This is a genomic window from Streptomyces sp. NPDC058145 (assembly GCF_042884245.1).
In the GTDB taxonomy this organism is placed as follows: domain Bacteria; phylum Actinomycetota; class Actinomycetes; order Streptomycetales; family Streptomycetaceae; genus Streptomyces.
This window is the reverse complement of sequence record NZ_JBHVUH010000005.1, coordinates 1-24,072: the sequence shown is the minus strand read 5'-3', so window position 1 is coordinate 24,072 and position 24,072 is coordinate 1. Positions and strand designations below refer to the sequence as shown.

The following is a 24,072-nucleotide window of genomic DNA, read 5'->3' as shown; positions in this document are numbered from 1 at the left end:
CCGGTAGGGCCGCTTCACTCCACCTCCGCGTGGGCCTCCGCGTCCGCTCTGGCGAGGCTGCGGGCCCGGCGGGCCGGGCCGCGCCAGCCGCAGCTGCAGCGGGCCACGCAGAAGCGGCCCTGCTCGGTCGTCGCCGTGAGGTGTTCCTGCCCCTGCCGGGCTCGCCCCGGCCCGTCCTGCTGCACCACGGTGACAACGGTACGGCAGCGCGTGACGGTGCTCCCTACCGGTCGTTAACCGGGAAGACAGGGGGCCCGTGACGGACCTACCGGCTGGGGGTTTCACGCGATGGATCGGCGGCAGTACAGGCGCGCGGGAAGGATCGCCCTCGCGGTGGGAGTCATGCTCGGGCTAGGGGCGGCGGCCACCGGGTGCACCGGTGACCGGGCCGCGGCCGAGGGCGCGCACGGCGCCGGCGGCGACCCGGTGGCCGTGCTGCGGCGGGCCGCCGACACCCTGCGCGAGGCGGGCAGCTCCAAGGCCACCACGTCCATGGAGATGGCGACCGGCGGCACCCGGGTCACCATCCGCGGCCGGGGCGGCTACGACTTCCGGCACCGGCTCGGGGAGCTGACCGTGGTGCTCCCGGAGGACCCGGCGGGCACCCCCGAGCACCGGCCCATCACCGAGCTCCTCGCGCCCGGTGCCCTGTTCATGAAGAACCGGGGCGCGGGCGTACCCGCCGACAAGTGGGTACGGGTGGAGACCGCGGGCCTGTCCGACGGCAACCTCGTCACCGGCGGCGCCACCGACCCGTACGCGGCGGCGGAGGTGCTGCGCGGGACACGCACGGCGACGTACGTGGGGCGGACCGAGGTGGGCGGGACTCCGGTGCGCCACTACCGGGGGACGGCGGACCTGTCCCGTGCGTCGGTGAGCGCCTCGGCGGACAACCGGGCGTCCCTGGCCGCGGCGGCGAAGGGGTTCGCCACGGCGGAGGTGCCGTTCGACGCCTACCTGGACGACCAGGGCCGCATCCGCAAGCTGCGCCAGCGCTTCAGCTTCGTCAACGGCCGCGAGAAGACGCCGGTCGCGGTCGCCTCGAGCACGCTGCTGTTCGGGTTCGGCACCCCCGTGGACGTGCGGCTGCCGAGCGCGGCGGACATCTACGCGGGCCGCGTCGCCGAGAGCGAGCCCGGCGCCGGGGACGAGATCCAGTCAGGGCACTAGTCAGTGACGCGCCTGTCGAACTAGCCCGTCCGTGCCATGCGCGGTGTGTGGGGCGCTGCCTACTCTAGGAAGTCGGTGACGGCAGAGACGAGGTGACGCACGTGGCTCCGCTCGGCGGTACGGCAGTTCAGGACCACGTGGCCCTGGCCGAGATCGAGCTGTGCGGAGAGCTGATCATCGCCGCCTCGGCCGCCGAGGACCGGCTGAGCCTGGAGAGCATCGACGAGGTGCTGCGGGTGGCCGAGGAGCGGAAATCCGCCGATCGCCCCCGGAGCCGGGACCGGCTCTGAGACCGGCGCAGCTCAGGTGCGCAGCAGCCGGCCGATCGCCTTCGTCGCCTCGTCCACCTTGGCCTCGATCTCCTCGCCGCCCCTGAGGGCCGCGTCCGCCACGCAGTGCCGCAGGTGCTCCTCCAGCAGTTGCAGGGCGAAGGACTGCAGGGCCTTGGTGGAGGCGGACACCTGGGTGAGTATGTCGATGCAGTACGTGTCCTCGTCGACCATGCGCTGCAGGCCGCGGATCTGGCCCTCGATGCGGCGCAGCCGCTTGAGGTGCTCGTCCTTCTGCTTGTGGTAACCGTGCGTGGCGCCGGCCTCGGTCGTCGTCATCACGGGCCTCCATGTCGGGACGAGCTGCGGATAGATACCCCTACTGGGTATATGGTAACGAATTTCGCGGGGTAGAGGGCCCTTGGTACGCCCCCGTGCTGATCGATCCGAACGATGGGCGACACTGGGAGACGGCCCGATAGCCGTGGCCGGATGTTGCGCCTAGCATCAGCCTGACCGAAACCGAAGCACCTAGAGGACCCCAAGTGCGCTTTCGTCTGACCCCCAGGGAGACGAGCTTCTACGACATGTTCGCCGCGTCCGCGGACAACATCGTCACCGGCTCGAAGCTCCTGATGGAACTGCTCGGGGCGGACGCTTCCGCCCGGGCCGAGATCGCAGAGCGTATGCGGGCCGCGGAACACGCAGGTGACGACGCCACGCACGCGATCTTCCACCAGCTGAACTCCTCGTTCATCACGCCCTTCGACCGTGAGGACATCTACACCCTCGCCGGGTCCCTGGACGACATCATGGACTTCATGGAAGAGGCCGTCGACCTGGTCGTCCTCTACAACGTCGAGGAGCTGCCGAAGGGCGTCGAGCAGCAGATCGAGGTGCTGGCCAGGGCGGCCGAGCTGACCGCGGAGGCGATGCCGAACCTCCGCACGATGGACAACCTCACCGAGTACTGGATCGAGATCAACCGGCTCGAGAACCAGGCCGACCAGATCCACCGCAAGCTGCTGGCGCACCTCTTCAACGGCAAGTACGACGCGATCGAGGTGCTGAAGCTGAAGCAGATCGTGGATGTGCTCGAGGAGGCGGCGGACGCGTTCGAGCACGTGGCGAACACGGTGGAGACCATCGCCGTCAAGGAGTCCTGAGGCGTCGATGGACACCCTCGCCCTGATCGTGACCGTCGCGGTCGCGCTCTTCTTCACGTACACGAACGGCTTCCACGACTCCGCGAACGCGATCGCGACCTCGGTGTCGACGCGGGCGCTGACCCCGCGGGCGGCTCTCGCCATGGCCGCGGTGATGAACCTCGCCGGTGCCTTCCTGGGCTCCGGGGTCGCCAAGACCGTCAGCGAGGGCCTGATCGAGACACCACAGGGCTCGAAGGGGATGGCCATCCTCTTCGCGGCCCTGGTCGGTGCCATCGTCTGGAACCTGCTGACCTGGTACTTCGGCCTGCCCTCTTCGTCCTCGCACGCCCTCTTCGGCGGCATGGTGGGCGCGGCGCTCGCGGGCGGCACCGAGGTGCTGTGGAACGGCGTCCTGAACAAGGTCGTCATTCCGATGTTCCTGTCGCCGGTCGTCGGCCTGATCGTCGGCTACCTGGTGATGACGGCCATCCTGTGGCTGTTCCGCCGGTCCAACCCGCACAAGGCCAAGCGGGGCTTCCGTATAGCGCAGACGGTGTCGGCGGCCGCGATGGCTCTCGGGCACGGTCTGCAGGACGCCCAGAAGACCATGGGTGTCGTGGTGCTGGCCCTGGTCATCTCGGGCCACGAGACCTTCGGCGACCCGATCCCGGTCTGGGTCAAGATCGTCTGCGCCGTGATGCTGTCCCTGGGGACGTACGCCGGTGGCTGGCGGATCATGCGCACGCTGGGCCGCAAGATCATCGAGCTCGACCCGCCGCAGGGGTTCGCGGCCGAGGCGACGGGCGCGTCGATCATGTTCACCACGGCGTTCATCTTCAAGGCGCCGATCTCCACCACCCATGTCATCACCTCGGCGATCATGGGCGTGGGCGCGACGAAGCGGGTGAACGCGGTGCGCTGGGGCGTGGCCAAGAACATCGTCATGGGCTGGTTCATCACGATGCCGGCGGCGGCCCTGGTCGCCGCGGCGGCCTTCGGGATCGTGAACCTGACCGTCCTGTAGACCGTCCTCCGGCGGGACGGCCGGTACGACGAATCGGGCCCGCCCCCGGAATTCCGGGGGCGGGCCCTTTTGCGTCCTCGCGGTGGCACCGCCATGCAGCACCGCGAGGGGATCTGGGACTCAGGCCCTCCGGTGTGGATCACGCCGGGCTCGCGGGCCCGGTACCGCGCCCTGGTCCGGCCTGATCCGAACGGGAGGACCTATCCGAAGCGTCCGGAGATGTAGTCCTCCGTGGCCTGCACCGACGGGTTGGAGAAGATCCGCTCGGTGTCGTCGATCTCGATCAGCCGCCCGGGCTGGCCGACCGCCGCCAGGTTGAAGAACGCCGTGCGGTCCGACACCCGGGCCGCCTGCTGCATGTTGTGCGTCACGATGACGATCGTGAAGCGCTCCTTCAGCTCACCGATCAGGTCCTCGATGGCGAGCGTGGAGATCGGGTCCAGGGCCGAGCACGGCTCGTCCATCAGCAGCACCTTCGGCTCCACGGCGATCGCCCGGGCGATGCAGAGCCGCTGCTGCTGACCGCCGGACAGGCCGGAGCCGGGCTTGTTCAGCCGGTCCTTGACCTCGTTCCAGAGGTTCGCGCCCTTCAGCGACTTCTCCACGACGTCGCTGAGCTCGGACTTCTTGTAGCTGCCGTTCAGCCGCAGCCCCGCCGCCACGTTGTCGAAGATCGACATCGTCGGGAAGGGGTTCGGCCGCTGGAACACCATGCCGACCTCGCGCCGCACCGACACCGGGTCGATCCCGGCGCCGTACAGGTCCTCGTCGTCCAGCAGCACCTTGCCCTCGACACGGCCGCCGGAGGTCACCTCGTGCATCCGGTTCAGCGTGCGCAGGAACGTCGACTTGCCGCAGCCGGACGGCCCGATGAACGCCGTCACCGAGCGCGGCTCGACCGTCATCGAGATGTCCTCGATCGCCTTGTGGGAGCCGTAGTAAGCGGTGAGTCCGCTCACGTCGATTCGCTTGGCCATAACTACTTCACTTCCAGTCAGTCGCTGAGGGGGTCGCCACGCGGCGGTAGCCGCCGATCGATGCCTTAGCGACCGGTCTTCGGGGCCTTCCAGCGGGCGATGCCCCGGGCCACCATGTTGAGGATCATCACGAAGGCGATCAGCGTGAGCGAGGCCGCCCACGCTCGGTCGTACGCCGCGTTGGCACCAGCGCTCTGCGAGTACTGCTGGTAGATGTACAGCGGCAGCGACGCCTGCGCGCCCTCGAAGGGGTTGTTGTTGATGAACGGGTTGCCGAACACCAGCAGCAGCACCGGCGCGGTCTCGCCCGCGATACGGGCGACGGCGAGCATGACGCCGGTGGTGATGCCACCGATCGAGGTCGGCAGGACCACCTTGAGGATGGTGCGCCACTTCGGCACGCCCAGCGCCAGCGACGCCTCACGCAGCTCGTTCGGTACGAGCTTGAGCATCTCCTCGGTGGAGCGGACCACGACGGGCATCATCAGGATGGCCAGCGCGAGTGAGCCGGCGAAGCCGAAGGGCTGCATGCTGAAGATCAGCATCAGGCTGAGGATGAACAGGCCCGCGACGATCGAGGGGATGCCGGTCATCACGTCGACGAAGAAGGTGACGGCCTTGGCGAGCCTGCCGCGGCCGTACTCCACCAGGTAGATCGCGGTGAGGATGCCGACCGGCGCGCCGATCACGGTGGCGAGGCCGACCTGCTCAAGGCTGCCGATGATGGCGGCGTAGATGCCGCCGCCCGGCTCGGAGTCGGCGACGACCCCCATGGAGTGGGTGAGGAAGTAGACGTCGAGGACCTTCACACCGCGCGCCACGGTCACCCAGATCAGGGAGACCAGGGGGATGACGGCGAGCAGGAAGGCGACCCAGACGAGCGAGGTCGCGACGCGGTCCTTGGCCTGGCGGCGGCCCTCGACGCGGGCGGCGATGCCGAACGTGCCGAGGATGAACAGGATCGCGGCGATCAGGCCCCACTGGACCTTGCTGTCCAGGCCGGCGGCGAGGCCGACGCCCACCGCGACCACGAGGGATCCGGCGGCGATGGCCCAGGGGGACCACTTCGGCAGGCTCGCGCCGCGCAGCGAGTTGGCGCGCTTGTCGGCGAGGCTGGCGGTGCTCATGCGTTGGCCCCCGAGTACTCCTTGCGGCGGGCGATGATCGCGCGGGCCGCACCGTTGACCAGCAGGGTGATGACGAACAGGACCAGACCGGAGGCGATCAGCGCGTCCCGGCCGTCCTGCGTCGCCTCGCTGAACTTGCTGGCGATGTTCTGGGCGAAGGTGCCGCCGCCCGGGTCGAGCAGGCTGGCCTGGATGTCGAAGGTCGGGGAGAGCACGGTGGCGACGGCCATCGTCTCGCCGAGGGCGCGGCCGAGGCCGAGCATCGAGGCGGAGATCACGCCGGAGCGGCCGAAGGGCAGCACCGCCATGCGGATGACCTCCCAGCGCGTGGCGCCGAGGGCCAGCGCGGCCTCCTCGTGCATCTGCGGGACCTGCCGGAAGACCTCACGGCTCACGTTGGTGATGATCGGCAGGATCATGATCGCGAGCAGGAGGCCGACGGTGAGCATCGAGCGCGGGGCGCCGCCCTGCCAGTCGAAGACGCCGGTCCAGCCCAGGTACTTGTCCAGCCAGCCGTAGAGGCCGGTCATGTGCGGTACGAGGATCAGGGCGCCCCACAGGCCGTACACGATGGACGGCACGGCGGCGAGCAGGTCGATCACGTACGCGACCGGGCCGGCCAGCCTGCGCGGCGCGTAGTGCGTGATGAACAGCGCGATGGCGACCGAGACCGGGACCGCGATGGCCATGGCGACGACCGAGGAGACGACCGTGCCGAAGGCCAGCACCGCGATGCCGAAGACCGGCGGGGTGAGGTTGGTGTTCCACTCGAAGGTGGTCAGGAAGTTGCCGTGGTCCTTGCTGATCGCGAGCGAGGCGCGGTAGGTGAGGAAGACCGCGATCGCGGCCATGATCACCAGCAGCAGGATGCCCGAGCCACGGGACAGGCCGAGGAAGACGCGGTCACCGGGGCGGCTCGCGCCGCGGGCGCTGCGCGCCTGCTCGGTCAGGGTCGGCTCGGGACGGGGTGGAAGTGCGTCGGTTGTCTGCGTCGATATGTCCATCGGGTTCTCCGGTCTGCGGAGCCGCTTCGATGGGCGGCTCGGTGGAGCCGTACGCCCGTCGGGGGGCGGTGCGACTCCGGGCGGCGGTGCACCGGACGGTGCGGCCCGGCCCCGCGGGGGGCCGGACCGCACTCAGGTCAGTTCAGGCCCTCGATGGTGGTGCGGACCTTGGCGATGATCTCGTCGGGGACGGGCGCGTAGTCGATGCCCGAGAGGATCTTCTGGCCGTCCTCGCTGGCGATGTAGCGCAGGAAGGCCTTGGTGGCGGGCAGGCTGTCCGCCTTGTTGCCCTTGTCGCAGACGATCTCGTAGGTGACCAGGGTGATCGGGTACGCGCCCTCGGCCTTGGTCTTGTAGTCGAGCTGCAGCGACAGGTCCTTGCCGGTGCCGACGACCTTGGCGGCCGCGATGTCGGCGGTGGCGCTCTCGGTGCTGGGCGCGACCGGCTTGCCGGCGCCCGTGTCGATGGAGACGGGCTTGATGCCGTCCGAGACGTAGGACAGCTCGAAGTAGCCGATGGCGCCGGAGGTCTGCTTCACCTGCTGGGCCACGCCCGCGGACTGCGGAGCGGACTGGCCGCCCTTGGCCTGCCAGGCCTTGCCGCCGGAGTACTTCCAGTTGTCCGGGGTGGTGGCCATCAGGTACTTGGTGAAGTTGTCCGTGGTGCCGGACTCGTCCGAGCGGTGGAACGGCTGGATCTTGAGGTCGGGAAGCTTCGCCGACGGGTTCAGCTTCTTGATCGCCGGGTCGTTCCAGTTGGTGATCTTGCTGTCGAAGATCTTGGCGAGGGTCGGCGCGTCCAGGACCAGGTTGTCCACACCCGGGACGTTGAAGCCGACGGCGATCGGGCCGCCGACCATCGGGAGGTCGATGCCCTGGCCGCCGGAGCAGACCTTCTTGGAGGCGGTGACCTCTTCCGGCTTCAGCGCGGAGTCGGAGCCGGCGAAGGCGACCTGGCCCTGCGTGAACGCGGTGACACCGGCGCCCGAGCCGCCGCCCTTGTAGTTGATCTGCACGCCGCAGGCCTGCGAGAAGTTCTTCACCCAGGCGTCGATCGCGTTCTTCTGCGCGGAGGAGCCGTCGGCGAGGAGCTGCCCCTTGGCGTCGTCGCACTTGATGGAGCCGGCGCTGGTCGACGACGAGGAACCGTCCGTCGCCTTCTTGCCCGTGTCGTCGGAACCGCACGCCGTCAGGGCCAGGGCGCCGGAGACGGCGACAGCACCGAGCGAGAGGGCGCGCAGCCGGTTCTTGCGCTGAAGCTTCACTTTCGGGAGTTCCTTCCAGGAGCCGCCGCAGTGGGCGGCGTGCGAAGACATCGAAGGTGCGTGAGCGCGTTCATGGCCGCCCCGAGCACCGCGTAAGGCCGAAATTAGGCAGAACAGGTGAAGCCGCCGATGGCCGGAAGTGAACGTGGGGTGAACCCCTGCCGTCGGCCCGGTGAGGTCACGGAATGCTCACGGGGAGAGCACGTGGAGGTTCCGGCCTCCCTCTCGCGCGGACACACCTTCGATGTTCGTCCTCGTGCGACGGGAACCCGTGTGCGCATGACGTCGTCTCGTTCCAGGAGAGCCGAGGAAAGGCGACGGACATGGAACGGCGTACGTTGATCACGGGCGGCACGGCCGCGCTGGCCACCACCGCGCTGGCGGGCTGCAGTTCCGGCACGGACGCCTCCGCGCGGTCCTCGGCGCGGTCCTCGGCGCGGTCATTCTCATCCTCCGGTACGGCGCTGAAGACCACCAGCCAGGCCGCCGCCGCGAACTGGGCGGCCCTCGCCCACGACCTGGACGGCACCCTGATGCGCCCCGGGGACGCGAGCTGGACGACGGCCCACCAGCTGTACAACACCCGCTTCGACGGCCTGAAACCGGCAGCGGTGGCCTACGTCGCCCACACCGCCGACATCCGTACGACGCTGGCGTACGCGAAGGCCCACGGCATACGCGTGTCGATACGCAACGGCGGCCACTCCTACGCGGGCTACTCCTCCGGCGACAAGCGGCTCGTCCTCGACGTCTCCCGGCTGAACCGGATCCGGGTGAGCGGCGGGCAGGCGGTGGTCGGTGCCGGGTCCAAACTGATCGACGTCTACCGCGCGCTGGCCGCGAAGGGCGTGACCATACCCGCCGGCTCCTGCCCCACCGTCGGCGTCTCCGGCCTGGTCCTCGGCGGCGGCCACGGTGTCGCCTCCCGCGCCTACGGCCTGACCTGCGACAGCCTCACCCAGGCGACGCTCGTCACCGCCGACGGCACCCAGGTGACGGCCGACGCGCAGCACCACTCCGACCTGTTCTGGGCGCTGCGCGGCGCGGGCAACGGCAACTTCGGCGTCGTCACCGAGCTGCACTTCAAGACCCACCCGGCGCCGCAGGCGGTGACCGCGTACATGACCTGGCCCTGGTCCAAGGCGGCCGCGGTCGTCAAGGCCTGGCAGGAGTGGGGCCCGTCCCAGCCGGACGAGATCTGGTCCTCCCTGCACCTGGCCTGCTCACCGGGCCGGACCCCCACCGTCTCGGTGGCCTGTTTCTCCCTGGGCACCTACGGCGAGCTGCAGAACGCCGTGGACCGCCTGGCCCACAAGGCCGGCGCGAACGCCTCCTCGGTCTCGCTGCGCCGCCGGGGCTACGAGGAGGCCATGGAGATCTACGCCGGCTGTTCCTCCTTCTCCTCCGACGCCCAGTGCCACCTGCCCGGCTCCACCCCGGGCCGTTCCTCCCAGGGCAGGCTGGGCCGGGAGACCTACGCGGCCCGCTCCGACTTCTTCGACCGCTCGCTGTCCGCCGCGGGCATCCAGACCCTGCTCAAGCAGATCGGCTCCGTCCGCGGCGGCGCGGGCAGCATCGCGTTCACCGCCCTCGGCGGCGCGGTCAACCGGGTCTCCCCCACGGCGACGGCCTTCGTCCACCGCCGCTCCCGGATGCTGGCGCAGTACATCGCCTCCTGGGGCGCGGGTGCCTCCGGCGGCACGGCGCAGTCGTGGCTGACGTCGGCTCACCAGGCCATGGTCCCCCACGCCTCCGGCGCGGCCTACCAGAACTACACGGACCCCACCCTGAAGAACTGGCGCCAGGCCTACTACGGAGACGCGGCGACGCGGCTGAGCACGGTGAAGAAGCAGTACGACCCGGACCGCTTCTTCTCTTACCCCCAAGGGGTGTAAACCGCCACGTACCGTCGCCGTCGGCGCGCTCCTCGTGGGAGCATCCAGACCGGGGAAGCGCGCAGGACGGCCGACACGGGTCAGGCGGCCTGGGAGAAAATCGTGGAGAAGGTCTTTGACAGCGGGGACTTTCCCGCGCGGGACGCTCTTGCCGCGTGGGCCGAGGTCACCCGTCACGCGGTGATGCCGACGGCGTTCCGGCTGGTGGACATCGACACCTTCGCCGGCTGGTTCAAGACGATGCCGCTGGGCCCGGCGCAGGTCTCGGCGATGTCGTACTCGTCGTTCCGCACGCTCCGGACACCACGCCTGATCCACGCCTCGGACCCGGAGTGCCTCCAGATCGCGCTTCCCCGCTCCGGCTCCCACGTGCTCGAACAGAACCGGTGCCAGGTCCCGGCCGAGCCGGGGCAGCTGCTGCTCTTCGACAGCTCACGCCCGTTCGAGGGCTACGCCGACGGCGAGGCCCTCCTCATCCAGCTCCCCCGGGCGCTGCTCCCCCTGCCCGCCCCCCGCGTCGAGCGGCTCACGGCCCGGGCCCTCCCCGGCGACGAGGGGGTCGGACTGCTGCTGGCGACCTTTCTGACCCACCTGGCGGAGGACACCACCCGCTACACCCCCCAGGACGCCGCGCGGCTCGGGACGGTCGGTCTGGACCTGGTCACCGCCGTCCTCGCCCACCACTTGGACCGGGAGAGCGATGTCCCGGCCGACACCCGGCAACGTGCCCTGTTCCTGCGCGTCACCTCGTTCATCCAGCGTCACCTGGGCGACCCCGCGCTCACCGCGGAGGGGATCGCGGCTGCCCACCACATATCGGTCCGCTCGCTGCACCGGCTCTTCCAGCAGCACGGCGTGAGCGTGCGTTCCTGGACACGCGCCCGGCGCATGGAGCACTGCCGCCGGGACCTGGCCGACCCGGCGAAGCGTCATCTGGCCATCGCCGCCGTCGCGCACCGGTGGGGATTCCCCCGGCCCGCGGACTTCACCCGCGCCTTCCGCGCGCTGCACGGCATCACGCCCAGCGACTACCGCGACCGGGCCCATTCCCGCGGAACGGAAAGCGGAACGTACAGCGGGACGGAAAGCGGCACGCACGGACGGCCGGGGCCCGGGGCGACAGCGCCCCGGGCCCCGAACCGCCGCTGTTGAAGGCGCCGGCTCAGCCGCTCAGAGCCGCTTCCAAAGCTGGGTGCTTCCCGTCGCCGAGTTGCAGCGCCCCTGAACGACCAGGGTCCCCTTCGCCGTCGAACTGCCCCGCGTTCCGACGCACTTCCCCGAATCGGCGTTGATGATCAGATAGTTGCCGCCGCGGACGTAGTGCACCCGCCACAGCTGCGAGTGGTCCCTCGTGCTGGTGCAGTTGCCCCATGCCAGCGCCGCACCGCCGGCGGTGGACTGGCCGGCGACGCCCAGACACTTGCGGTTGTGGATGCTCTTGAGCTTCACGTACTTCTTGCCGCCGACATAGGTCGCCGCGTACGACTTCCAGTAGGTGCGTGAGGAGCCGCATCCCATCAGGTTGATGGTGCTCCTGCTGGAGTGCATGCCCAGGCAGTAGCCGGAGCGGGAGTTCTTGTGCCGAAGCGCGGATGCGGCCTCGGCCTGACTGGTCGACGTCAGCGCCAACACCGCCGCTGCCAGGCCGGCCGCGACGGGCAGCGCGTGCCGTTTGGTCATCTGGTTCCCCCAGGTCGGTTCGGGAGTGCTGTTCCGGCAACCCATCGTCGCCGGACGCACCGCGGACCGCCTTGGCGTGGAGTGCCAGTGACTTGGCCGGGAGCGCCAGTCACTTCGGCGGGAGCGCCAGTCACTTCGGCGGGAACGCCGATGACTTGACCGGGAGCGCCGGGGGACGACCCCGCACCAGCCGTGGCTACGCCGCGAGGTCCCGTTCCTCGGACTTCAACGCGTCACGGGAATCAGGAAGCAGGGCGTTTCGCCGCTCCCCCGCGGAGCGGCTCCGCACGAGCCACCCCGCCCGCGCCGACCGCTCGACCGCCTTCATCAGCGGCGTCAGCAGCGCCATGGCCGGCGGCGACAGCAGCAGCGCGACCGCCGTGCCCAGGGCGAATCCGCCGACGACGTCCGTCGGGTAGTGCACGCCCATGTAGACCCGGCAGAACCCTTCCAGCAGCGCCACCCCGATACCGGCCAGGCCGAAGCGGCGGTTGGCCACGAACAGCCCGACCCCCAGCGCCATCGTGATCGTCGCGTGGTCGCTGACGAAGGAGAAGTCCGTCTTCCCGGAGACGAGGACGTCCAGCCCCCGATGGTCCACGAAGGGCCGCGGCCGCTCGACGAACCCCCGTATCGGCACGTTCACCAGGACCGCGATGCCGGCCGCCAGCGGAGCCCACACCAGCGCCGCTACGGAGGAGGCCGCCTCCTCGCCGCCGCGCCGCCGCACGGACCACCAGCACCACAGCACGAGCAGCACCATGGCCACCAGCAGCCCGTACTCACCCACGAACTCCATGACCCGGTCGAACCAGTGCGGCGCTTCCTTGGCCAGGCCATTGATGTCGTACAGCAGGTCGACGTCGGGGTTCGATCCGGATTCGGCGAGTACAGCCATGGTGCTGTGGCCCCTTCGTCGTAGTCCCGGACGCACCTCGTGTGCGTCGCTCCGGCTCCCCGTGGTCGTAGATCCGCATCCGCTGCGCTGCCGCACTGACGTCCGCTCGGCTACGTCAACAGGAACGCACGGTCCCCGTCAATACGTTCCACTCTCCACCGAATGATCACGCAGACGTTATCGAAGAGAGACTCATCTCCGCAGCTCAGGGGGCAGGTTCACGCTTGGTTCACACGTTGGTGGGGAGTGCTTTTGCGCCATCTTCCGTCACCCGGGTGGCACCGAAGTAGTCGGGGGTGTCGACGGAGTCGAACCGGATCACGGCACCCGTCCTCGGCGCGTCGATCATGTACCCGCCGCCGACGTAGATACCCACGTGCCGGATGGCCCGCGAGTCGGTGAGGTCGTCGGAGAAGAAGACCAGATCGCCCGGCATCAGCTCGTCCCGTGAGGGGTGCGGACCGGCGTTGTACTGGTCGTTGGCGACCCGGGGCAGGGTGATGCCGACCTTCTCGTACGCGGCCTTGGTCAGACCCGAGCAGTCGAAGCGTCCTCCCTGGTCGGCGGTACCGTCGCCGCCCCAGAGATAGGGCGTTCCGAGCTTGCTCTGGGCGAAGCCGATGGCACCGGCGGCCTGCCGGCTCGGGTCGAGCCGGGTGACCGGCGCGGCGAAGCTCTTCTCCAGGCTGCGGATCCGCTTGACGTAGTTCTGGGTCTCGCTGATGGCCGGCACCCCGCCCGACCTTATGACGCGGTAGGCGCCCGCGTTGTAGGCGGCGAGCATGTTGTCGGAGACGTTCCCCGGAACGTCCTTGACGTACTTGGCGAGTTCGCAGTCGTACGACGCGGCCGACGGAATCGCGTCATTCGGGTCCCAGATGTCGCGCTTGCCGTCGCCGTCGCCGTCGATGCCGTGGGTCGCCCAGGTGCTCGGGATGAACTGGGCGATGCCGCGCGCGTCCGCCGGGCTGACGACGGTCGGGTTCCAGCCGCTCTCCTGGTACAGCTGGGCGGCGAGCAGCGCCGGGCTCAGCGCGGGGCACAGGTTGCCCCACCGCTGCACGAGCTGCTTGTAGGCGGCCGGTACGGCGCCCTTGGCGAGCCCGCGGCTGCCCGCGGCGACGTTGTTGACGAGGTTTCCGGCGACCACGTACACCCCGACGACGAGCAGCATGACGAAGCCCATGCCGAGCCCGACCGCCGCACCCCCGAGCACCCATACCTTCCGCACGGTCCAACTCTCCCCCATGTCGGACCGGTTCCAGTCCTCATCGGCCTGAAGTGGCGCCATTTCACAGGGGAACGGCGGGAACGGCGAGCGGCGCGGCGGCTGACGCGCCCTCAGGGCGCCGCCGTGGCCTCCCGGTACAGCTCCGCGGCCTGCCCGCGCAGCACCACGCTGTACGAGACGTCGGCCGTGTCCCCGCCCTTCTCGTGCCCGCCGAGCACCCCGACGACCTGACCTTCGCCGTCGGTCCACGGGCTGCCGCTGGTGCCCGCCGGGAAGCCGGGGCAGTCGATGCGCTGCTGGGTACGGCTGTCCCGGTCAGGCCTGTTGGTACAGCTGACGGGCGCCTCGCGGGAGTCGGGGTAGCCGGTCAGCGTCACGGCGTCGGCACCGGTGGCCACCCCGGTCCGGAACCGGTTGGCCCCGACCACGTCCTCGATCTTCCTGCCGTCCAGCGCGTCCAGGTGGGCCAGGGCGACGTCGCTGTCCTCGTCCTGCCCCTTCGCCCACCCGTCCGGAACGAACCGCTTCCCCACCCTCCACACCCCGTACGGCGCCTCACCGTCCCGGTATCCCGGCGCGAACACCAGATCGCCGTCGACACCGTCCACGCAGTGGGCCGCGGTGACGATCAGATCGCGCTGCGGGCTGTGCACTACCGATGCGGTGCAGAAGTGCCCGCCGGCCAGTTCGCCGACCCGGTCGGCCCCGAACAGCGCGCCCACCCGCACGGTCCGCGCCGTCTCGGCGGCCGCGGCCGTGAGCCCGAGCGGCCCGGGCCCGTCGTCGGCAGCCGCGACGGAGGCGGAGGTCAGCGCGAGCAGCACAACGGCACCGAGGAGCGCGGGCCGCGAGGTGAACCAGACACGGGCGGTGCGAGAGATGCGCTGCATCAGGCCCCCACTCCCCGCCACGAGCTGAGAAAGCCGTCCCGACCACACCGAAACCGTTCCCGCGAGACCTCCCGAACGGGGCCGCGCGGTCGCATCCACCGTACTGTCCCCCCGCCACTCCCGCCTCCCGAGTCGTCACATCAGGTCACCATCCCCGTCGCCCAAGGGGGCACCCGGTCGCGGCAAACCCTGGCGCGTACTCGCCCGTATACAGCCATGGACGGCCTTTCACCCGGAAGGGGATGAGCCGCATGACACTCTCGGCACACAGGACCCTCACGCCACTCGGTGCCGCGGCGGGAGCGTGCGCGGCCGCGCTCGTTCTCGCCGCCTGCTCCGGTGGGGGCGGCGGCACGACGGCGAGCCACTCCGCGACCGGGGCGAACTCGGGGACCCGGGTGACGGTCACCGAGACCGAGTACGCGCTGAAGCTGTCCCGGTCGTCCCTCGCACCGGGCACCTACACCTTCGTCTCCGACAACCACGGCAGGATCACGCACGCCCTGTCGATCGACGGCCCCGGCGTGGAGGACGCCAGGACGAAGAATCTCCAGAGCGGTCAGGAAGGGACGCTGACGGTGCACCTCAAGAAGGGCACGTACGACCTGTACTGCCCGGTCGACGGCCACAAGCAGCTCGGGATGGACCAGCACATCGAGGTCGGCTGACCCGGCGTGAGAACATCGTGTCGACGCCTCACCCGACCAGCCGTCAGAAAGCGTGCGGAGTCGTAGAAGGGGTCAACGACGGAACCACACGACAGGTTCCGCTCCGGCGTCGTTGCCCGGCGTGACCTGCCGTGATACACAGAGTGACCGTACGACTCATTCGTACGAAACCCGCCGGCCAATGACGTCAAGTCGACATACGACCGCGGCGTTGTCGGCGAGAATGGACCTGACCTCTGCACACCGCAGGGGGCTTGCGGAACTACCCACCAGGGGCGGTGACTTACATGCTCTTTGCGGCCGACAAGGGAGACATCAACACCATCATCGGCGGGATCGCTCCGGACTGGGGCCCCTTCGGCAGCCTGGGCAACGAGGCCAAGGTGATGATCGAGGTGGTCATGGCCGTGGCCATTCTGCTCTGCCTCGGCATCGCGGTCTGGGGAGCGGCCAAGCAGCGGATCGGCGCGACGGCCCTGCGGGACACCTTCAGCGCGGAACAGGGCAAGGGCCTCATCATCGCGGGCCTCACCGGGGTGTTCATCATCGGCTCCCTCGGCACCCTGTTCACGATCGTGTACGGCATGGCGGTCTGACACCCCCTCCACCGCCGGGCCGGCCCGGTCGTCCCCTCCACCCCACCCACCCGTCGTGCCCACCGGCTGAGGTTGCGTTTCCCTGATGTCGAGTCACCACACCGCGCCCGCGCGGGAACCAGCACGGCTACCGTCGTATGTCTACGACGTGGAGGGGGCCTACCCGGCATGAGTCCCGGAGACGAGCAGGGTTACACCGAGACGGGCCAGACCCGTACCCGCCTGCCCGGCGGCGACCCCTACGGCGGCGCACCCCGCAGAACGGGCCGCTCCTCCTCCCGGGGCCTGATCACGGTCGTCGGCGTGGTGGTCCTCCTCATCGCGGCGATCGCCTTCGCGAACCGGGGAGACGGTTCCTCGACGGACGCCTCCGCCGACAAGGGGGACCGGCCGAAGGCCGCGTCCACGGCGGCGACCGGCACGAAGCCGGTCGACACCAAGTCCGCCAACATCCCCTCGGGCTTCGCCCACACGGAGCAGGGGGCGCAGAGCGCTGCCGCTAACTATGCGGTGTCGCTGGGGTCGGCGGAGATGTTCAACACCGGGTGGCGGCACCAGATCGTCAACCTGGTCTATGCCCCGGACGTGGCCGCGGCCAAGCAGTCCGACATGGACAGTGCCTACACCAGCGAGAAGTTTCTCGCCAACATCGGCCTGGCCAAGGATGGCTCCGCCCCCAAGGGCCAGACGTTCGTCTCGCGGGTCATCCCCGTCGGCACCAAGGTCGCCTCGTCGGGCACGGACACCATGGCGGTCGAGGTCTGGTACACCTCGCTGTTCGGCCTCTCCGGCGAAGGCTCGACCAACCCGGTGACCGAGAGCTGGTACACCACGACGTACGAGCTGAAGTGGATGGACAACGACTGGAAGGTCACCGACTTCCAGCAGAAGGACGGACCCGTTCCCGTGGGCCGCGATCAGACGGCTTCCACCGCCGACGACATGACGAAGGCCGTCGAGGAGTACGGAGGGTTCACGTATGCGCGCTAACCACCGCGTCCTCAGGATCACGGCGGTTCTCGGAGCCGTGCAGACGGCCACGGTGCTGCTGGCCGCCCGCGCCGTCGCCGCGCCCACGCCCTCACCCTCGAAGAGCGACGACGCCTGCGACCTGATCCGCGGCGCCGCCAAACAGTTCTGCGAGAAGGACAGAGGCGGCTCGAAAAAGGGCCTCACCACCCCCGACAACCCCCTCACCTCCACCCTCGACCCCCTCTCCTCCCTCGGCAAGGGCTGTGCCGACGCCGCGTCCTGGACCATCGGCAAGCTCAGTGACGCCGTGCAGGAGACCGCCAACGTCGACTTCACGAACACCAAGTTCCTGCAGCAGTACGCCGTGGTCTTCGCGGCCTCCACGATCCTCACGCTGCTGCTGTGGCTGCTGGCCGTCGCCAAGCGGGCGGTACGCGGCGTGCCGCTGACCACCGCCATCTCGGAGGCCGTCGGCTTCCTGTGGCTGACGGTGCTCGCCTCCGCCTTCACCCCGCTGATCCTTTACACCGTCGTCTCCGCGGCCGACGGCGTCACGGACGTCCTCGCCAGGGCGACCGGCGACCAGACCGACACGTTCTTCGGCACCTTCTCCGGCGCCCTCGACAAGGGCGACGACATCGGCGGCGGACCGATCATGCTGATCGTCGTCTCCCTGGTCAGCATCCTCGCCGCCGGCATCCTCTGGCTCGAACTGGTCATCCGCGCCGCCCTGCTCTACGTCGGCGCCCTGCTCGGCACGGTCGTCTACGCCGGACTGGTCGACAAGAACCTGTGGGGCCACGTACGGCGCTGGGCCGGGATCATGATCGCCGTCATCCTGGTCAAGCCCGTCATCGTCATCGTGCTCGGCCTGGCCGGCGCGCTGGCCGGTGACAACGGCCCCGACGCCTTCTCCGCCGTCGTCTCCGGCCTCGCCATCATCCTGCTCGCCATCTTCGCCAGCGCGATGATCTACCGCTTCGTCCCCGGCTTCGGCGACGAGATCGCCGGCTCCCGCAGCAACCGCATCATGCAGGGCGCCGAAGGCAAGGCCGCCGCGGTGATCAGCTCCCCGGCCACCCTCGTCGCCCAGGGCATCAAGACGCACAGCACCCGCGCCGACAACAACGGCTCGGGCGGCGGCGGCTCCACCGGCGCCCGCCCCGCCAACCCCGCCTCCGGCGGCGTCGCCGCGCACAGCGGCCGTACCGCACAGGGCGGCGGAGCAGTCCCCTCCGCCGCGCCCGCACCGCGCGCGCCCAGCCCGGTCAACACCCCGCACGCCGGCAACACACGCGACAGCAGCAGCAACCGCTCAGGAGGTGAAGGGCGTTGACGACCGAGTCCCACATGTCCCATCCGGTCACGCCCCGCCGTACGTATCTGATCGGCCGCGCCCGGCCGAACGCGATCATCGGCCGGAACCGCGAATCCGGTGAGATCGCGCTGATCGTCGCCGGCGCGTTCCTCGGCATGATGAGCGGCCTCCTCGTCCCCGTCCTGTCCCTGCGGATCGTGCTGCTGACGGGCTTCCCGCTGCTCGCGCTCGCCGCGGTCTACGTGCCGTACAAGCGCCGCACGTTCTACAAGTGGTTCGAGATCAACCGCTCGTACAAGCGCAGCGTCAAGCGCGGTGCCACCTACCGCTCCGCAGTGGTCGAGGCCGGCACCCGGCTGGACGGGCGGGAGGTCGAGGTCGGGCCGCCGCCCGGCATCGGACGGATCACCTGGCTCGCCGCGCCGTTCGGGCCCGACGAGATCGCCGTACTGCTGCACGCCGACCGCAAGACCGTCACCGCCGCCATCGAGATCGAGGGCCCCGGCGTCGGCCTGCGCGACTCCGAGGACCAGGAAGCCCTCGTCGACCGCTTCGGCACGCTGCTCAAGCACGTCGCCAACGGCGACGGCTTCGTCACCCGGCTGCAGATGCTCGCCCGCACCCTGCCCGCCGACCCCGACGCCCACGCCAAGGACGTTACGCTGCGCGGCGACGACAAGGCACCCGACTGGCTGTCCCGGTCCTACGACCAGCTCCAGTCCATGGTGTCCACCAGCAGCGAGCAGCACCGCGCCTACCTCGTCGCCTGCATGCACTACGGCCGCGAACTGGCCGCCGAGGCACACGTCATGGCCCGGTCCGTCCGCGCGCACGGCGGCAAGGTCGACCGGGACGCCGGGCTCGCCGTCGTCATGGCCCGCGAGCTGACCGACATCTGCTCCCGGCTCCAGGAGGCCGACATCCGCGTCCGCCAGCCCCTCGGGCAGGGCAGACTCTCCTCCCTCATCCACTCCATGTACGACCCGGACCACCCCATCGACCACATCCAGGCGATGACCCAGCGCAACGCCTGGCCGGCCGAACTGGACGCCATGGAGCCCACCTACCTCCAGGCCAAGACCCGCGAGTCCGCCACCCGCGCCCCCTGGTGCCACGCCACCGCCTGGGTGAAGGAGTGGCCGATGACCCCCGTCGGCGTCAACTTCCTCGCACCCCTGCTCGTCCACACCCCGGACGTCATCCGAACGGTCGCCGTGACGATGGATCTCGAGCCCACCGAGGTAGCCATCGAACGCATGCTGACCGAGAAGACAAACGACGAGGCCGAGGCCTCCCGCGCCGCCAAGATGAACCGCACCGTCGACCCGCGCGACATCGCCGCCCACAACCGTCTTGACCAGCGAGGAGAAGACCTCGCCAGCGGCGCGGCCGGCGTCAACCTGGTCGGCTACATCACCGTCTCCGCCCGGTCCCCGGAGGCCCTCAACCGCGACAAGCGGACCATAAGGGCCTCCGCCGGAAAGTCGTACCTGAAGCTGGAGTGGTGCGACCGCGAGCACCACCGGGCCTTCGTGAACACACTTCCCTTCGCCACCGGCATTCGAAGGTAGGGGCTGATGCGCTGATGCGGGACCCGCTGTCCGTCCTCACGGAAGCCTTCACGTCCTTCCTGTTCGGGAAGGTCGAGACGACCCGGCTGCCGGTGCGCACCTCCACGGGCCAGGCCCAGGCGGTGTACCTGCCCACCGCCGCGCCCGGCCTCGGCGACTCGGGCGTCATCATCGGCCGCGAGGTGTACTCCGGCAAGGGCTACATCTACGACCCCTTCCAGCTCTACGGCCAGCAGCTGCCGGCCCCCCACTGGCTGGTGCTCGGCGAGTCCGGCAACGGCAAGTCGGCCCTGGAGAAGACGTACGTCCTCAGGCAGCTGCGCTTCAAGGACCGCCAGGTCGTCGTCCTGGACGCCCAGGGCGAGGACGGCGTCGGCGAATGGAACCTGATCGCGGAGGAGCTGGGGATAACTCCCATCCGCCTGGACCCGACCGCCGCCCTGAACCACGGCATCCGGCTGAACCCCCTGGACCCCTCGATCACCACCACGGGCCAGCTCGCGCTGCTCCGGACCATCATCGAGGTCGCGATGGGGCACGGCCTGGACGAGCGCTCCGGCTTCGCCCTCAAGGTCGCCCACTCCTACGTCAACGAGTCCATCCTCGACCGCCAGCCGGTCCTCACCGACATCGTGGAGCAACTGCGGCACCCGGAGCCGGAGTCCGCGGAGGCGATGAACGTCGCCATAGACGACGTACGGGCGTGGGGCCTGGACGTCGCCCTGGTCCTGGACCGGCTGGTCGACGGTGACCTGCGGGGCATGTTCGACGGCCCGACCACGGTCGGCATCGATCTGGACGCCCCGCTGATCGTGTTCGACCTGTCCCACATCGACCGCAACTCCATCGCCATGCCCATCCTGATGGCGATCGTCGGCGTGTGGCTGGAGCACACCTGGATCCGCCCCGACCGCAAGAAGCGCATCTTCCTCGTGGAAGAGGCCTGGCACATCATCAACAGCCCGTTCGTGGCGCAGCTCTTCCAGCGGCTGCTGAAGTTCGGGCGCCGGCTGGGCCTGTCCTTCGTGGCGGTCGTCCACCACCTGTCCGACGTGGTGGACGGCGCCGCGGCGAAGGAGGCGGCGGCGATCCTGAAGATGGCGTCGACCAGGACCATCTACGCCCAGAAGGCCGACGAGGCGAGAGCGACGGGCCGGGTCCTCGGTCTGCCGCGCTGGGCGGTCGAGATCATCCCCTCCCTCACCCCGGGCATCGCCGTCTGGGACGTCAACGGCAACGTCCAGGTGGTCAAACACCTCGTCACGGAGACCGAGCGCCCGCTGGTCTTCACCGACCGCGCGATGACCGAGTCCTCCAGCGACCGGGCGGCCGGCGACGCCCTGCGCGCCGCCGAACTGGAGGCCGAGCAGCGGGCGGCGGCCTACGTGGAGCAGCACCTGGGCGACTCGGAATCGACGGTGGCGTAGGGGGAGGCAGGAGTGAGACCGGACGAGCGCCGTGACACCCGTCGGGAGGGTCAGGGCGGAATCCCCGACGGGCTGCTGATCGGCATCCTCGCCTTCCTCCTCGGCATGACGGTGCTGGTGTGGACGGCCACCGGTCTGGCGGCCCTGTTCGCCCACGGCGCGTGGCCGGACGGCGTGACGTTCACCCGCACGGCCCTGGCCATGCGTCACCTCATCGGCGAGCCGCACGACCTGCCCGGCGCCTGGCCGGACACCCCCACCGCCCAGCTCTCCGGCTGGGGCCTGTTCTGGGGCCTGTTCATCGGCCAGCTCATGATCCTGCTCGTCCTCACCCTGTTCGTGATGAGCACGGTGGCGAGATGGCGGGCGGAGAAGGCACGGCGCGCCTCCGAGCGGGGAACGGCGCCGGGCCGGACGGAGGTCACGGCGCCCGCTGCCGCTCCTGACCCGACTGCCGCCGCGACTGCCGTTCCTGCCGTCGTCCCCGTGCCCGAGGCGGTGCCGGAGCAGCGGCACGAGGTCCTGGTGGCGCGCACCGAGCCGGCTCCACAGCCTGTGGAACACCTCATGGGCGGCGTTGCTCCGACGGCCGATCCGGAGGCGTCCAGCGGCGAGGGCGGGGTGCGCTACGGCGCGCCGGCGACCCGGCACACCACCGCGGTCCGGGCCGTCCAGCACGCCCCGGGCCCGACCCTGGTGGTCACCTCCAACCCCGCCCTCTGGGCGGAGACCAAGGACGCCAGAACCAAACTGGGCCCCGTCCACCTCTACGACCCCACCCACCTCTGCGACACCCCGGCCCGCCTCCACTGGTCCCCCACCAGCGGCTGCGAGGACAAGGAAACGGCGCTGAACAGGGCCAAGGGCCTCCTCGGCCCCGTCCGGCCCACCGGAAAACTCGACCAGGCCGTGGCCGACACCGCCACCACGCTGCTGCGCAGCTACCTGCACGCCGCCGCCCTGGAGTCCCGCACCGTCCGCCATGTCCACCGCTGGGCCCAGGGCACCCAGGTCCAGGACGCCGTACGCACCCTCCGCACCCACACCAAGGCCGCCCCCGGCGCCGCGGGCGAGCTCGAGGCCGCCCTCACCGCGCATCCCGAACGGCGGGACATGGCACAGGAGTTGATCAGCCGGGCGCTGTCCGCCCTGTCCACTGTCAACATCCGCGAAGCCTGCACTCCGAACCGAACTGATGCCCTTGCCTTGGATTCCTTCGTCCACGAAGGGGGCACGCTTTATGTGGTCGGTGAATCCATCGAGGACCCCAGGACCCACCCGGGTGCGATGCCCCTCCTGACGGCCCTCGTCTCGAGCGTGGTCGAGCACGGCCGGCGCATGGCCGAACGGTCATCCTCCGGTCGGCTCGACCCACCACTGACCCTGGTCCTGGACGACATCGCGGCCGTGGCCCCCGTGCCCCAACTCCCCGATCTGCTCGCCACCGGAGCCGACCAGGGCATGCCCACCCTCGCCCTGCTCCGCTCCCGCGAACAGGCCAGAGCCCGCTGGCCGCACCGGGAACTGCCGGCCTGACCGCCGTCCCGGGCCCCAAGTAGGCCGCGGCGGGCTGGTCACCGCTCCAGCACGAACTCCAGCTCGTTCTCGGCCTCGTCCTTCGAGAACGACACGACCAGCCCGCTCGGCCCGAAGCCCACCTTGCGGTAGGCGCCCTGGGCCCGCGCGTTGTCCGCGTGCACGAACAGCCGCACCCGCTCGGCACGCTGCCGCCAGGCCCATGAGACACCGGCGTCGAACAGCATCTTGATCAGCCCGTTTCCACGGTGCTCCGGCCGGACGAACACACCGACCACATGACACTGCCGCCGCTCGACCGGATACCCGGCCCAGTCCGTCGTCCCGGCCTGCTCCAGCAGCACGGTGACGGTGCCGGCCCAGCTCCCGTCGGGCGCCTCGGCGATGAACTGCCGCGCCGTGTCGGACCCTTCACCGGACCCGATCGCCCGTTCCTGGTAGAAGGAGTCCGGTCGGCCCAGGGCGTCCTCGTAGGTCTCGAGGAAAGCGATGTGCGCGACCGGGTCCCGCAGCGCGTCCAGGCGCAACTGCTTCACGGCCGCCCACTCGTCGGGGCGTATGGCGCGGACGACGTAGTCATCGCTGGTCGGGGTACTCATGCGGCCACGGTAGCCGCGCCCGTCACCACCCTCACCCGATATACGGGCGCCCACTGTCGGTGCCTGGCTCTACGGTGGCCCCCATGACCACACTTCCCGAACGACCCAACACCGCACTGCTCGTCATCGACGTCCAGAACGGCGTGGTGGCGGATGCCCATGACCGCGACGGCGTCATCGCCAACATCGACACCCTGATCGGCAGGGCCCGCGCGGCGGACGTGCCGGTCATCTGGGTGCAGCACTCCGACGAGCAGTTGGAGGAGGGCAGCGAGAACTGGGCCTACGTCCCCGAGCTGGTCCGCCGGGACACCGAGCCCCTGGTCCCCAAGAGCTACCCGGACTCCTTCGAGGACACCCGTCTGGAGGAGGTGCTGGCGGAGCGGAAGGTGGGCCGGCTGCTCGTCACGGGCGCCCAGACGGACGTATGCATCCGATCCACCCTGCACGGCGCGATCGTCCGTGGCTACGACGCGACGCTGGTCGCCGACGCCCACACCACGGAGGACCTCACCAAGTACGGCGCTCCCGCCCCGGAGCAGGTGATCGCGCACACCAACCTCTACTGGAAATGGCACGACGCACCCGGCCGGCAGGGTGGCACGGTGGAGACGGCCGAGGTGACCTTCTAGGTCTCCCAGGCCTTGCGGAAAAGGACTCTCCGCAAAGGGCCGTGAACGCAGAAAACCCCCGCATCTTTCGATGCGGGGGTTTTCCCAAAGATTGTTCGGCGGCGTCCTACTCTCCCACAGGGTCCCCCCTGCAGTACCATCGGCGCTGTGAGGCTTAGCTTCCGGGTTCGAAATG

Annotated in this window: 25 protein-coding genes and 1 rRNA gene; 14 read left to right on the top strand and 12 right to left on the bottom strand. The window is 69.9% G+C overall.

Translation table 11 applies throughout. The annotated features are described in order from the left end of the window. Positions 1-14: 14 nt before the first annotated feature. Entirely contained in the window at positions 15-188 is a 174-nt protein-coding gene (locus tag ACFVVO_RS12525) for a hypothetical protein (protein WP_390054185.1), read from the bottom strand. Positions 189-288: 100 nt separating this feature from the next. On the opposite strand from ACFVVO_RS12525, the gene ACFVVO_RS12520 reads away from it, so the two are divergent. Then, positions 289-1,170, top strand: a complete 882-nt coding sequence (locus ACFVVO_RS12520; protein WP_390054183.1) for a hypothetical protein — start codon at positions 289-291, stop codon at positions 1,168-1,170. Positions 1,171-1,262: 92 nt separating this feature from the next. Next, positions 1,263-1,460, top strand: a complete 198-nt coding sequence (locus ACFVVO_RS12515; RefSeq protein ID WP_390054181.1) for a hypothetical protein — start codon at positions 1,263-1,265, stop codon at positions 1,458-1,460. Positions 1,461-1,472: 12 nt separating this feature from the next. Here ACFVVO_RS12515 and ACFVVO_RS12510 read toward each other — a convergent pair whose 3' ends face one another. Continuing rightward, positions 1,473-1,778, bottom strand: coding sequence for a metal-sensitive transcriptional regulator (locus ACFVVO_RS12510; protein ID WP_390054180.1), 306 nt, complete (start codon positions 1,776-1,778; stop codon positions 1,473-1,475). A 206-nt stretch (positions 1,779-1,984) separates the two neighbouring features. On the opposite strand from ACFVVO_RS12510, the gene ACFVVO_RS12505 reads away from it, so the two are divergent. Then, positions 1,985-2,605 carry a DUF47 domain-containing protein gene (locus ACFVVO_RS12505; protein WP_390054178.1) on the top strand — a complete coding sequence of 207 codons (621 nt, stop codon included), beginning with the start codon at positions 1,985-1,987 and terminating at the stop codon, positions 2,603-2,605. A 7-nt stretch (positions 2,606-2,612) separates the two neighbouring features. Then, positions 2,613-3,611 carry an anion permease gene (locus ACFVVO_RS12500; RefSeq protein WP_390054176.1) on the top strand — a complete coding sequence of 333 codons (999 nt, stop codon included), beginning with the start codon at positions 2,613-2,615 and terminating at the stop codon, positions 3,609-3,611. A 200-nt stretch (positions 3,612-3,811) separates the two neighbouring features. On the opposite strand, the gene pstB is transcribed toward ACFVVO_RS12500, so the two are convergent. The 4 genes from pstB to pstS form a co-directional block, all read right to left on the bottom strand. After that, positions 3,812-4,588, bottom strand: a complete 777-nt coding sequence (gene pstB / locus ACFVVO_RS12495) for a phosphate ABC transporter ATP-binding protein PstB (protein ID WP_390054174.1) — start codon at positions 4,586-4,588, stop codon at positions 3,812-3,814. A 65-nt stretch (positions 4,589-4,653) separates the two neighbouring features. Then, positions 4,654-5,715: a phosphate ABC transporter permease PstA gene (gene pstA / locus ACFVVO_RS12490; protein ID WP_390054172.1), complete on the bottom strand. Its 1,062-nt coding sequence runs from the start codon at positions 5,713-5,715 to the stop codon at positions 4,654-4,656. Next, positions 5,712-6,719 (bottom strand): phosphate ABC transporter permease subunit PstC, encoded by a 1,008-nt coding sequence (gene pstC, locus ACFVVO_RS12485; RefSeq protein WP_390054170.1) that lies wholly within the window; start codon positions 6,717-6,719, stop codon positions 5,712-5,714. Before pstC ends, pstA begins: the two co-directional genes overlap by 4 nt. 137 nt (positions 6,720-6,856) lie before the next feature. Then, positions 6,857-7,984, bottom strand: coding sequence for a phosphate ABC transporter substrate-binding protein PstS (gene pstS / locus ACFVVO_RS12480; protein ID WP_390054884.1), 1,128 nt, complete (start codon positions 7,982-7,984; stop codon positions 6,857-6,859). A 323-nt stretch (positions 7,985-8,307) separates the two neighbouring features. On the opposite strand from pstS, the gene ACFVVO_RS12475 reads away from it, so the two are divergent. Next, positions 8,308-9,879, top strand: coding sequence for an FAD-binding oxidoreductase (locus ACFVVO_RS12475; RefSeq protein WP_390054169.1), 1,572 nt, complete (start codon positions 8,308-8,310; stop codon positions 9,877-9,879). A gap of 102 nt (positions 9,880-9,981) precedes the next feature. Beyond that, a complete protein-coding gene (locus ACFVVO_RS12470; protein WP_390054167.1) occupies positions 9,982-11,031 on the top strand; it encodes a helix-turn-helix domain-containing protein in 1,050 nt (349 codons plus the stop codon). Between the two features lie 18 nt (positions 11,032-11,049). On the opposite strand, the gene ACFVVO_RS12465 is transcribed toward ACFVVO_RS12470, so the two are convergent. The 4 genes from ACFVVO_RS12465 to ACFVVO_RS12450 form a co-directional block, all read right to left on the bottom strand. Continuing rightward, positions 11,050-11,559 carry an RICIN domain-containing protein gene (locus tag ACFVVO_RS12465; protein ID WP_390054165.1) on the bottom strand — a complete coding sequence of 170 codons (510 nt, stop codon included), beginning with the start codon at positions 11,557-11,559 and terminating at the stop codon, positions 11,050-11,052. Between the two features lie 196 nt (positions 11,560-11,755). Beyond that, entirely contained in the window at positions 11,756-12,457 is a 702-nt protein-coding gene (locus tag ACFVVO_RS12460; protein WP_390054163.1) for a phosphatase PAP2 family protein, read from the bottom strand. A 229-nt stretch (positions 12,458-12,686) separates the two neighbouring features. Further along, a complete protein-coding gene (locus tag ACFVVO_RS12455) occupies positions 12,687-13,688 on the bottom strand; it encodes an NlpC/P60 family protein (protein WP_390054162.1) in 1,002 nt (333 codons plus the stop codon). 110 nt (positions 13,689-13,798) lie between these two features. After that, positions 13,799-14,578, bottom strand: coding sequence for a trypsin-like serine peptidase (locus ACFVVO_RS12450; RefSeq protein WP_390054161.1), 780 nt, complete (start codon positions 14,576-14,578; stop codon positions 13,799-13,801). Between the two features lie 251 nt (positions 14,579-14,829). Here ACFVVO_RS12450 and ACFVVO_RS12445 point away from each other — a divergent pair, with 251 nt between their 5' ends. From ACFVVO_RS12445 to ACFVVO_RS12415, 7 genes are all read left to right on the top strand, one after another. Beyond that, positions 14,830-15,246, top strand: coding sequence for a copper-binding protein (locus ACFVVO_RS12445; RefSeq protein ID WP_390054159.1), 417 nt, complete (start codon positions 14,830-14,832; stop codon positions 15,244-15,246). Positions 15,247-15,533: 287 nt separating this feature from the next. Beyond that, positions 15,534-15,842 (top strand): hypothetical protein, encoded by a 309-nt coding sequence (locus ACFVVO_RS12440; RefSeq protein WP_014673544.1) that lies wholly within the window; start codon positions 15,534-15,536, stop codon positions 15,840-15,842. Between the two features lie 168 nt (positions 15,843-16,010). Then, positions 16,011-16,832 carry a hypothetical protein gene (locus ACFVVO_RS12435; protein WP_390054157.1) on the top strand — a complete coding sequence of 274 codons (822 nt, stop codon included), beginning with the start codon at positions 16,011-16,013 and terminating at the stop codon, positions 16,830-16,832. Further along, entirely contained in the window at positions 16,822-18,150 is a 1,329-nt protein-coding gene (locus ACFVVO_RS12430) for a hypothetical protein (protein ID WP_390054156.1), read from the top strand. The genes ACFVVO_RS12435 and ACFVVO_RS12430 overlap by 11 nt, the downstream gene beginning before the upstream one ends. Positions 18,151-18,164: 14 nt before the next feature. Next, a complete protein-coding gene (locus tag ACFVVO_RS12425) occupies positions 18,165-19,703 on the top strand; it encodes an SCO6880 family protein (protein WP_390054882.1) in 1,539 nt (512 codons plus the stop codon). Between the two features lie 14 nt (positions 19,704-19,717). After that, complete coding sequence (locus tag ACFVVO_RS12420; RefSeq protein ID WP_390054154.1) at positions 19,718-21,130, top strand: ATP-binding protein; 1,413 nt, start codon at positions 19,718-19,720, stop codon at positions 21,128-21,130. A 12-nt stretch (positions 21,131-21,142) separates the two neighbouring features. After that, a complete protein-coding gene (locus ACFVVO_RS12415; protein ID WP_390054152.1) occupies positions 21,143-22,666 on the top strand; it encodes a type IV secretory system conjugative DNA transfer family protein in 1,524 nt (507 codons plus the stop codon). Between the two features lie 38 nt (positions 22,667-22,704). Here the strand turns inward: ACFVVO_RS12415 and ACFVVO_RS12410 are convergent, their stop codons facing one another. Further along, positions 22,705-23,265: a GNAT family N-acetyltransferase gene (locus tag ACFVVO_RS12410; RefSeq protein WP_390054151.1), complete on the bottom strand. Its 561-nt coding sequence runs from the start codon at positions 23,263-23,265 to the stop codon at positions 22,705-22,707. Between the two features lie 83 nt (positions 23,266-23,348). On the opposite strand from ACFVVO_RS12410, the gene ACFVVO_RS12405 reads away from it, so the two are divergent. Next, positions 23,349-23,897 (top strand): cysteine hydrolase family protein, encoded by a 549-nt coding sequence (locus tag ACFVVO_RS12405; protein ID WP_390054149.1) that lies wholly within the window; start codon positions 23,349-23,351, stop codon positions 23,895-23,897. Positions 23,898-23,990: 93 nt separating this feature from the next. Here ACFVVO_RS12405 and rrf read toward each other — a convergent pair. Continuing rightward, positions 23,991-24,072, bottom strand: a 5S ribosomal RNA gene (gene rrf, locus ACFVVO_RS12400); the annotation flags it as partial.